Source organism: Comamonas flocculans, from assembly GCF_007954405.1.
In the GTDB taxonomy this organism is placed as follows: domain Bacteria; phylum Pseudomonadota; class Gammaproteobacteria; order Burkholderiales; family Burkholderiaceae_C; genus Comamonas_C; species Comamonas_C flocculans.
Map to the genome: position 1 here is coordinate 316,963 of NZ_CP042344.1, position 9,548 is coordinate 326,510.

Consider the following 9,548-nt stretch of genomic DNA (forward strand, 5'->3'; position numbering starts at 1 on the left):
CCATGGCCGAACCCCTGCTCTGGCTTGACGACGGCACGCCCGCCAGCGCGCGCTTTGGCGATCGCTACCACAGCCGCGCCGGCCACGGCCTGCCGCAGGCGCGCGGCACGTTTCTGGCGGGCTGCGAGCTGCCGCAGGCCTGGGCCGGCCGCGCGCAGTGGCACGTGCTTGAAACCGGCTTCGGGCTGGGGCTGAACTTCCTCGTCACCTGGGACGCCTGGCGCAAGGACCCTGCGCGCCCCCAGCTGCTGCATTTCACCTCCTGCGAGGCCTGGCCCGTGGCGCCCGAGGCGCTGCTGCGCGCCACGCCGCCCGAGCCCGCGCTGCAGGCGCTGGCGGCGCAGCTGGCCGCGCAGTACCGGGGCATGACGCCGGGGGTGCAGCGCCTGGCCTTCGAACACGGGCGGGTGCTGCTCACCGTGCTGGTGGGAGACGCGCAGCGCATGCTGCGCGCGCAGCGGCTGCAGGCGGACTGCGTGTACCTGGACGGGTTTGCGCCGCGCCTGAACCCGCGCATGTGGAGCGAGCACACGCTCAAGGCCGTGGCGCGCAGTTGCCGGCGCGGCGCGCGCATCGCGACCTGGTGCACCGCGCACAGCGTGCGCGAGACGCTGGCGCGCTGCGGCTTTGCGCTGCACATCGCCGAGGGCGTGCCGCCCAAGCGCGAAAACCTCAGAGGCAGCTACGAGCCGCCCTGGCAGCCGCACCCGGTTCGAGCCGCGCTGCCGGCCACCACGCTGGCGCAGGGACGCGAATGCGCCGTGGTCGGCGCCGGCCTGGCCGGTGCCTCCGTGGCCGACAGCCTGGTCCGCCGCGGCTGGCGCGTGACGGTGCATGAACGCGGCGCCGGCGCGGCCAGTGGTGCTTCGGGCGTGCCCGCCGCTATCGCCGCGCCCCATGTCTCGCCCGACGACAGCTTGATCTCGCGCCTGTCGCGCGCCGGGCTGCGCGCGCTGCAGCTGGCGCTGCACCAGCATGCGGGCGACCTGCAGGGCACCGACTGGGCGCTGGGCGGCGTCCTCGAACACCGGGTGGGCGAAAGCGCCCGCTTGCCGGGCGACAGCCCCGAATGGCGGCACTGGAGCGCCCCGGCCGACGCAAGGCAACGCGCCCAGGCCTGGCTGCCGGCGCAGGCCAGCGCGCTCTGGCATTCCGGCGCAGGCTGGCTGCGCCCGCAGGCGCTGATCGAGCGGTTGCTGGCGCAAGCGGGCGTCAAGCTGCAGACGCACTCCGACATCGCGCGCATCGAAGCCTCGGCCGAAGCGCACGCGCGCTGGCGCCTGCTGGACGCCAGGGGCCGGCTGCTCGGCGAGGCGGATCTGGTGGTGGTGTGCGCAGGCGCGGCAAGCGGCGCGCTGGGCCCGCAGGCCGCTGCACTGCCGTTGCAGCCGGTGCGCGGCATGTGCAGCCTGGGAGCACGCCTGCCTGGCAAGGACAACGTCCCCTGGCCCGGTCAGCCGGTCAATGGCCACGGCATGCTGGTCCCGGGCCCGGCAGGCGACGCGGCGCCCCATTGGGTCTGCGGCTCTACCTTCGAGCGCGGGCAGGACCGCCTGCCGCTCACGCCGGTCGAAATCAAAGCCGGGCACGAAGCCAATTTCGCCAAGCTGTCGCTCCTGCTGCCAGCGCTCGCGTCGGCGCTCGCACCGCTCTTTGCGGGCGGCGGCGCCGGCCTGCGTGCCTGGTCCGGCGTGCGCTGCAGCCTGCCCGACCACCTGCCGCTCGTTGGCCCGCTGGATGCGGCGCGCCAGCCCGGGCTGTGGGTGTGCACCGGCCTGGGCGCACGCGGCGCGACGCTGGCCAGCCTGTGCGCCGAACTGCTCGCCGCCCGGCTGCATGGCGAGCCGCTGCCGCTGGACGCGGCGCTCGCTCGCGCGCTGATGTCCGAGCGCTTTCTGCCAACGGTGCCGCCCGCCGCCGCCCACGCCGACGCATGAGTCCACTCTCGCGTCCCGCCGCCTTTGCCTGCCTGGCGCTGAGCATGTCGCTCGTCGGCACCTACGTCGCGCTGTCCAAGCCGCTGGCGCTGGTGTTTCCGGTGATGCTGCTGGCATGGCTGCGCTTCGGCCTGGGTGCGCTGGCCATGCTTGGCTGGCTGCGCAAGCCGATGGACGAACCGGCGCTGAGCCCGCACGCCAGGGGCCTGCTGTTCCTGAACGCGCTGCTGGGCAACTTCCTGTTCACCGTGCTGATGATCTATGGCGTGAGCCTGACGAGCGCGAGCACCGCCGGCGTCATCATGGCCTCCATCCCCGCGTGGGTGGCATTGCTGAGCCGGTTCTTCCTCGGCGAGCGCATCGCCGCGCGCACCGGGCTGGCGATCGCGCTGGCGGTGGCCGGCATCGCCCTGTTTGCGCTCGGCAAGCCGGCGGCGCCCATGCCTGCCGAGCTGGCCAGCACGCCGAGCACGGGCACGCGCTGGCTCGGCGGCGTGCTGCTGCTGGCGGCCTCGTGCTGCGAGGCGGCCTATTCGGTGATAGGCAAGCGCCTGACCGCCTCGCTCGGACCACGGCGCATCTGCGCCCTGATGAACCTCTGGGGCTTCGTGCTGGCCACGCCGGCGGGCCTGTGGCTGGCCTGGCAGTTCGATTTTTCCGCCGTCTCCTGGCCGCACTGGCTGCTGCTGCTGTTCTACGCGCTGGCAGCGTGCGTGTGGAGCGTCTGGCTGTGGATGACGGGCCTGTCCACGGTGCCTGCCTCGCAGGCCGGCATCTTCACTACCTTCCTGCCCTTGAGCGCAGCCTTGGTGGGGGTGCTTGCGCTCGGCGAATCCATGGGCGCGCTGCAATGGCTGGCGTTTGCGCTGGCCATGGCCAGCGTGGTGCTGGCCACGGCGCGCCGGCCGCGGTTCAGGCGTGCATCGCCCGCTCGCTGACCACCATGCCGTCGGCGTCGGCATAGAGCCAGTCGCCGGGGCGCACCCAGGTGCCCTGGATCTGCACCGGCACGTCGGCTTCGCCCGCGCCGCGCTTGTCGGTGGCCATGGGCACGAGCGCCAGCGCGCGGATGCCCAGCGCCAGCGCTTGCAGCTCGGCCACGTCGCGCACGCAGCCGTCCACGACGATGCCGGCCCAGCCATTGCGCGCCGCAGCGGCCGCCAGATTGCCGCCCACCAGCGCCCGGCGCAGCGAGGCACCGCCGTCCACCACCAGCACCCGGCCCTCGCCCGGACGCTGCACCGCCTCGCGCACCAGGGAGTTGTCCTCGAAGCACTTGATCGTCGCCACCGGTCCGTGGAACGCGCTGCGCGCACCGAAGTGCCGGAACACCGGCGCCAGCACGCGAAACGCGCCGCTGGTGTCGCCCCGGCGGGCATCGCAGAGATCGCAGGTGGCGGGGAATGCGGGCGTGGCGGCGGCGGCAGTCATGGGGACGGTTCGGTCAAGTGCAAACCGGCGCATTTTGCCCCGGCTGTTGCCCGTTCGCCGCACCCAGGGGCCGCAGGAGCACAAAAAGTCGCCTGCCGACTTGGCAAGCGGGCTTTTCCCGCTAGTATCCGTGCCCGGTTCAGTCGCTGCCAAGCACTGGCTTTCTCATGGACAAGACAAGGACTACCGACACATGGCAACCGCAAGCAAGAAGGCTCCCGCCGCCAAGAAGCGCACCCCCAACGCCGCTTTCATGAAGCCGCTCACCCCCGACGCCGCGCTGGCTGCCGTGATCGGCAACAAGCCTCTGCCGCGCACCGAGATCGTCAAGCAGCTGTGGGTCTACATCAAGGCCCACAACCTGCAGGACGCGAAGAACAAGCGCATGATCAATGCCGACGCCAAGCTCAAGGCGCTGTTCGGCAAGCCGCAGGTTTCGATGTTCGAGCTCGCCGGCCTGATCGGCAAGCACGTGAGCTGAGCGTCTGCAGCCCCTGCGACAAAGACCGGCGCGAGCCGGTTTTTTTGTGCCCGAAGAAACTATTTGAATGCGATGAATTCTCATTTATACTTGCAACCCACAGGGCTTTGGGCCAGTTGCCACCATGATCGTTTGTGTCTGCCACCGCATTTCCGACCGCGAGATCGCACGCCATGCGCGCGCCGGACTGAGCTTTGACGAAATCCAGCTGGAACTCGGCGTCGCCACCCAGTGCGGCTGCTGCGAGCAGACGGCACGCGAGCTGGCGGACCAGTGCTGCAGCGCCCACCCGGTTGCGGCATTGCACAATACCGTGCACGACGGTGCCGAGCACCCGCTTGCCGCGCTCTGAATCGCCGCACCGCGAGATTGCAATCAAATCTGGCGCAAACCCTTGATGGGCAAGCGCCAGCAGCTATTTTTAAATGAGTCATTTCGAGCACTATGCGCAGGCGCGCGGCAACGCGCGCACGGCGGCCGTCGTCGGCTCCGTGGTGGTGGCGCACGCCCTGGCGATCTGGGCGCTGCAGACCGGCCTGCTGCGCGAGGCGGTGCAGATCGTCGTGCCCGTGCAGGTGCTCAGCGAATTCATCTCGCCGCCGGCACCCGCGCCGCAACCCCCGGCCCCGCCACCGCCGCAACCGCCCAGGCCCGCACCGCCTCCCCCCCCCGTGCCTCCAGCGCCGGCGCCCCCACCGGTGCGCCACGCACCCAGCCCGCCCAAACCCAAGGCGCCGGCGCCCAAGCCCGCACCGATGCCGCTGGCCATTGCCGACCCCACGCCGGCCGCGGACGCGCCCGTGGGCGTGATCGAACCCCAGCCCCCCGCGCCGCCCATGCTCGCGCCCGTGGCGCCGCCGCCGCCCGCCCCCCCGGCGCCGCCGGCACCACCCGCGGTGGTCGCGCCGTCGAGCAACGCCAGCTACCTGAACAACCCGCCACCGCAGTACCCGGCGATCAGTCGCCGCCTGAACGAGCAGGGGCTGGTGGTGCTGCGCGTGCTCATCGGCACCGACGGCCTGCCGCAGAAGGTGGAAGTCAAGGAATCGAGCGGCTACGAGCGGCTCGACCAGGCGGCCGTCAAGACCGTGCTGCGCTGGCGCTTCGTGCCCGGCACGCGCGGCGGCGTGGCGGAGGCCATGTGGCATCTGCAACCGATCAATTTTGTCCTGACCTACTAGAAGAACCCCCATGGAAACTCAACTCGGCCTCTGGCACCTCTGGGAACAGGGCGACTTCGTGACGCGGGCAACCGCCGCGATCCTGCTCGTCATGTCGCTGCTCACCTGGATCGTGATCCTGGTCAAAACCATGAACATCGTGCGTTTCAAGCGCGATGCGCGCAACGCCCGCGACTTCTGGCACAGCGAGGACTTCGCCGCAGGCCTGACCAAGCTGGGCAGCAACCCCGGCAACCCCTTCCTCTACCTGGCGCTGGAGGCGCGCGAGGCCACCGCGCACCACCGCAACACCCAGGCGCACCTGCACGACACGCTGGACGTGAGCGACTGGCTCACGCGCTGCCTGCGCAACTGCATCGACGAGTTCACCGCGAGCATCCAGTCGGGGCTGGCGATCCTGGCGTCCATCGGCTCGACCTCGCCCTTCATCGGGCTGTTCGGCACGGTCTGGGGCATCTACCACGCCTTGATGGCCATCAGCGCGACCGGCGCTTCCACCATAGACAAGGTGGCCGGGCCCATCGGCGAGGCCCTCATCATGACCGCGCTGGGCCTGGCGGTGGCGATCCCGGCGGTGCTGGGCTACAACGCCCTGGTGCGCGGCAACAAGTCCATCCTCAACCAGCTCGCCAGCTTCGCCCACGACCTGCATGCCTACTTCGTCACCGGCGCGCGCGTGAGCCTGCCGGGCGAGTCGGGCAACGTGTTGCCGATGAAGAAGGGGTGAAGCCATGTCCTTCGGAACGCAGGACGATACCGACGAGGTGATGAACGAGATCAACGTGACGCCGCTGGTGGACGTCACGCTGGTGCTGCTCATCATCTTCATCGTCACCATTCCGGTGATGAAGCATGCGGTGCCGGTGGACCTGCCGCGCGCCGTGAGCCAGAAGGAGGTGGTGCAGCCCGAGACCATCCGCCTGTCGATCACCGCCGACGGCAAGTACCACTGGAACGAGAGCGACATCGCCGACGACGAGCTGGAAGCGCGGCTGCGCCAGGAAGCGGCCAAGGACCCGCAGCCCGACCTGCACATCCGCGGCGACAAGGATGTGCGCTACGACCGCGTGGCCAAGGCCATGTCGGCGGCGCAGCGCGCGGGCGTGCGCAAGATTGGCTTCGTCACCGACCCGAGCGAATAGGCGGCGGGCGCCGCCGTCTCACAGACCCAGGGCGGCGATGCCGGCCTGGGCAATCTGCGCGTCCTGCATCGACTTGACGCCGCTCACCCCCACGGCGCCTATGCATTGGCCGTCCTTCACGATGGGCACGCCGCCCTCCATCAGGGCCTGGAGTTCGGGCACCGAGAGGAAGGAAGTGCGGCCGTTGTTGATCATTTCCTCGAAATTCTTCGTCTCGCGCCGCCCCAGCGCGGCCGAGCGCGCTTTGGCCGGTGCCACGTAGGCGGCCATCGGCGCGCAGCCGTCGAGGCGCTGCAGCCACAGCGGGTGCCCGCCCGCGTCGGCAATCGCGATGGCCACGGCCCAGCCGTTGCGCAGCGCCTCGGCCTCGGCGGCGGCGGCGATCTGCTTGATGTCGGACAACTCCAGCGTGGCTTGTGTCTTCATGGTGTGCTCTCTTTTTTTGCAAGTGAAATGAAACCGGAGGTACAGCATAGCCGCGTGCACCCCGAAGGGGCAGGCGGGCGCGGGCAAAACAGTCTTGCCTCCGGATGGCGCAATCTGGCGGGCCTGGCGAGCTCTTGCATCGGGCACTTTCGTCGCCACGTAGAATCACAGCCATACGCCCCGAGGCGTCCTACCGTTGCCGATTCAAGGAGGTCGACACCATGAACACTGAAATCACCCGCATGGGCTCCGCCGCTGGCTATGGCCTGTCGGCACAGGAGCGCCATCGCGTCCTGCGCAATACCTACTGGCTGCTTGCACTCAGCCTGGTGCCCACGGTGCTCGGCGCCTGGGTGGGCGTGGCCACCGGCATCATGCAGAGCCTGCGCGGCGGCGTGGGGCTGATCGTCTTTCTCGGCGGCGCCTTCGCCTTCATGTTCGCCATCGAAAAGACCAAGAATTCGGGCAAGGGCGTGGCGGTGCTGCTCGCCTTCACCTTCTTCATGGGGCTGATGCTCTCGGGCCTGATCGGCCTGGTGCTGGGCATGAGCAACGGCGCCAGCCTCATCATGACGGCCTTCGCCGGCACGGCGGGCGTGTTCTTCGTGATGGCGAGCCTGGCCAGCGTGATCAAGCGCGACCTCACGGGCCTGGGCAAGTGGCTCTTCGTCGGCGCGCTGGTGCTGGTGGTGGGCGCGGCGATCAACGTCTTCGTCGGCTCCACGGCCGGCGTGATGGCGATCTCGGTGGCCGCGATCGGCATCTTCAGCGCCTTCATGCTCTACGACATCAAGCGCGTGCTCGACGGCGGCGAGACCAACTACATCAGCGCCACGCTGGCCCTGTACCTGGACATGTTCAACGTGTTCCAGAGCCTGCTGGCGCTGCTGGGCATCTTCGGCGGCAGCAACGACTGATACGGCCTGGCAGCGCGCCAGCCCGCAGCCCCGCCCCGGCGGGGCTTTTTCTTGGGGCTCAACAATCGCGCGCGGCTGCCGATAATGAAGGCATGCCCACGCGCCGCCGCTTCCACCGCACCGCCGCCCCCGCCCGCTGGGCGCTGGTGGCCAGCGGCCTGCTGTCGCTGGCCGGCTGCGACATCCCGGGCCTGGGGCCGGACCCGCGCGAGCTCGCGCGCAGCGCCGAAGCGCAGGCCATAGGCGGCGCCTGCCGCTTTGCCATGCGCGGGCTGGAAGACTGCTACACGCTCAACCCCAAGGCGGCCAAGGCGCAGATCTTCGCCGGCTGGAAGGAGATGGACCAGTACATGCGCGAAAACAAGGTCGAAGCCGTGCCCTCGGTGCTGACCCAGACGGGCAAGCCCGCCGCCCGCAGCGACGACGCGGACGAGGACGATGCCCCCGCCCGATCCGGCGCGCGCAGCCGCGGCTGATCCGCGCCCGCGGCCCGCTGCCCGCCGGCGCGCTCAGGCGGCGCGCTCGAACACCGCCATGCTCTCGACGTGCGCAGTGTGCGCAAACATGTTGACCACCCCCGCGGCCTTGCAGCGGTAGCCCGCCTGGTGCACCAGCAGGCCGGCGTCGCGCGCCAGCGTGGCGGGGTTGCAGCTCACGTAGACGATGCGCTCGGGCGGCTGCCAGTCCTGCGCAGCCACGGGCAGCGGCGGCGCGCCTTCGGCCTGCAGCCGGGCCTGGTGGATGTCCGCCAGGGCCTTGACCAGGGCAAACGCCCCTTCGCGCGGCGGATCGACCAGCCAGCGCCGGGCGCTGCCGTAGGCCACGAGCTCGGAAGGCGTGATCTCGAACAGGTTCTTTACCTCAAATTCCGTAGCTGCCAGCGCTTGCCCAGCAAGCCTTTGGGCCTGATTTGATGCAAAATTTTCTCGTGCACGCGCAATCAGCGCGCTGCTGCCCTCCACGCCCAGCACGCTGCCCGCGCGCGTGGCGATCGGCAGGGTGAAATTGCCCAGGCCGCAGAACCAGTCGATCACCCGGTCCGTCCTCCCGGCCTGGAGCAGCGCCAGCGCACGGCCCACCAGCACGCGGTTGATCTGCGGGTTGACCTGGGTGAAATCGGTCGGTCGAAAGGCGATGGTGATGCCGAATTCGGGCAGCCGGTAATTCAGCGGCGCGGCGCCTTCATCCATGGGGTGGGCCGTGTCCGGCCCCTTGGGCTGCAGCCACCACTGCACGCCATGCGCCTGGCCGAAGGCACGCAGCAGCTCCTGGTCCGCGGGCGACAGCGGCTCGAGGTGGCGCAGCACCAGCACCGTGAACGCGTCGCCGCAGGCCAGCTCGATCTGCGGGCAGGTGTCGCGCGCGGCCAGCGAGGCGACCAGCGCACGCAGCGGCAGCAAGAGCGCATCCACATGCGGCGGCAGGATCTTGCAGGTTTGCATGTCGGCGATGTAGCGGCTCCTGCGTTCATGAAAGCCGACCAGCACCGTGTCCTTCTTGAGCACGTGGCGCACCGCCAGGCGCGCGCGGTAGCGGTAGCCCCAGGCGGGGCCGTGGATGGCGGGCAGCACGGTCTGTGGCCGGACCTTGCCCAGATGCCAGAGGTTGTCTTCCAGCACCCGCTGCTTCATCGCCACCTGCGCCGCCGCGTCCAGGTGCTGCATCTTGCAGCCGCCGCAGGCGCCGACATGCAGGCCGAAATGCGGACACGGCGGCCGGGTGCGCAGGCTGGACTCGCGGTGGATCTCGGTCAGATCGGCCTGCTCCCACTGGTTCTTGCTGCGCCGCGTGCGCGCGCTCACCAGCTCTCCGGGCAGCGCGCCGTCGATGAACACCACCTTGCCGTCGCCGCGGTGCGCAACGCCCTGGGCCTCCATGTCCATGGAAGTGACCTCAAGCCAGTCGGCGGGGGTTTCGGGGAGGTTCGGCTTGGCTGCGCTCATGCGCACCGATTGTCGCAAAGCCGGTGGCGGCGGCGCGCCAGCGCAGAAGAAAAATTCCGGCGCGGCCGGGCGGCCTGGCCCACACCCGCG

The 9,548-nt window shown here is 70.1% G+C and carries 12 protein-coding genes; 9 read left to right on the top strand and 3 right to left on the bottom strand.

What is annotated here, in order from left to right; genetic code table 11:
• The first annotated feature begins 2 nt into the window (after window positions 1-2).
• Entirely contained in the window at window positions 3-1,937 is a 1,935-nt protein-coding gene (gene mnmC / locus FOZ74_RS01640; RefSeq protein WP_146911397.1) for a bifunctional tRNA (5-methylaminomethyl-2-thiouridine)(34)-methyltransferase MnmC2/FAD-dependent 5-carboxymethylaminomethyl-2-thiouridine(34) oxidoreductase MnmC1, read from the top strand.
• Window positions 1,934-2,875: a DMT family transporter gene (locus FOZ74_RS01645; protein WP_146911399.1), complete on the top strand. Its 942-nt coding sequence runs from the start codon at window positions 1,934-1,936 to the stop codon at window positions 2,873-2,875. Before mnmC ends, FOZ74_RS01645 begins: the two co-directional genes overlap by 4 nt.
• Here the strand turns inward: FOZ74_RS01645 and rraA are convergent.
• Window positions 2,850-3,368: a ribonuclease E activity regulator RraA gene (gene rraA / locus FOZ74_RS01650; protein ID WP_146911400.1), complete on the bottom strand. Its 519-nt coding sequence runs from the start codon at window positions 3,366-3,368 to the stop codon at window positions 2,850-2,852. The two genes, FOZ74_RS01645 and rraA, sit on opposite strands and share 26 nt — an antisense overlap.
• A 193-nt stretch (window positions 3,369-3,561) precedes the next feature.
• On the opposite strand from rraA, the gene FOZ74_RS01655 reads away from it, so the two are divergent.
• The 5 genes from FOZ74_RS01655 (at window position 3,562) to FOZ74_RS01675 (ending at window position 6,172) form a co-directional block, all read left to right on the top strand.
• Window positions 3,562-3,849, top strand: coding sequence for an SWIB/MDM2 domain-containing protein (locus tag FOZ74_RS01655; protein ID WP_146911403.1), 288 nt, complete (start codon window positions 3,562-3,564; stop codon window positions 3,847-3,849).
• A gap of 124 nt (window positions 3,850-3,973) precedes the next feature.
• Entirely contained in the window at window positions 3,974-4,201 is a 228-nt protein-coding gene (locus tag FOZ74_RS01660) for a (2Fe-2S)-binding protein (RefSeq protein ID WP_146911404.1), read from the top strand.
• 73 nt (window positions 4,202-4,274) lie between these two features.
• Complete coding sequence (locus FOZ74_RS01665; protein WP_146911406.1) at window positions 4,275-5,030, top strand: energy transducer TonB; 756 nt, start codon at window positions 4,275-4,277, stop codon at window positions 5,028-5,030.
• Window positions 5,031-5,040: 10 nt separating this feature from the next.
• Window positions 5,041-5,757: a MotA/TolQ/ExbB proton channel family protein gene (locus FOZ74_RS01670; RefSeq protein ID WP_146911408.1), complete on the top strand. Its 717-nt coding sequence runs from the start codon at window positions 5,041-5,043 to the stop codon at window positions 5,755-5,757.
• A 4-nt stretch (window positions 5,758-5,761) separates the two neighbouring features.
• A complete protein-coding gene (locus tag FOZ74_RS01675; protein ID WP_146911410.1) occupies window positions 5,762-6,172 on the top strand; it encodes an ExbD/TolR family protein in 411 nt (136 codons plus the stop codon).
• An 18-nt stretch (window positions 6,173-6,190) separates the two neighbouring features.
• On the opposite strand, the gene FOZ74_RS01680 is transcribed toward FOZ74_RS01675, so the two are convergent.
• Window positions 6,191-6,598, bottom strand: coding sequence for a heme-binding protein (locus tag FOZ74_RS01680; RefSeq protein ID WP_146911412.1), 408 nt, complete (start codon window positions 6,596-6,598; stop codon window positions 6,191-6,193).
• Between the two features lie 221 nt (window positions 6,599-6,819).
• On the opposite strand from FOZ74_RS01680, the gene FOZ74_RS01685 reads away from it, so the two are divergent.
• Window positions 6,820-7,515, top strand: coding sequence for a Bax inhibitor-1 family protein (locus tag FOZ74_RS01685; protein ID WP_146911414.1), 696 nt, complete (start codon window positions 6,820-6,822; stop codon window positions 7,513-7,515).
• A 92-nt stretch (window positions 7,516-7,607) separates the two neighbouring features.
• The gene (locus FOZ74_RS01690; RefSeq protein ID WP_146911415.1) at window positions 7,608-7,991 is read left to right on the top strand and encodes a hypothetical protein; all 384 of its coding nucleotides are present in this window, start codon (window positions 7,608-7,610) and stop codon (window positions 7,989-7,991) included.
• Between the two features lie 33 nt (window positions 7,992-8,024).
• Here the strand turns inward: FOZ74_RS01690 and rlmD are convergent, their stop codons facing one another.
• Complete coding sequence (rlmD, locus tag FOZ74_RS01695) at window positions 8,025-9,458, bottom strand: 23S rRNA (uracil(1939)-C(5))-methyltransferase RlmD (RefSeq protein WP_146911417.1); 1,434 nt, start codon at window positions 9,456-9,458, stop codon at window positions 8,025-8,027.
• Window positions 9,459-9,548 lie beyond the last annotated feature (90 nt).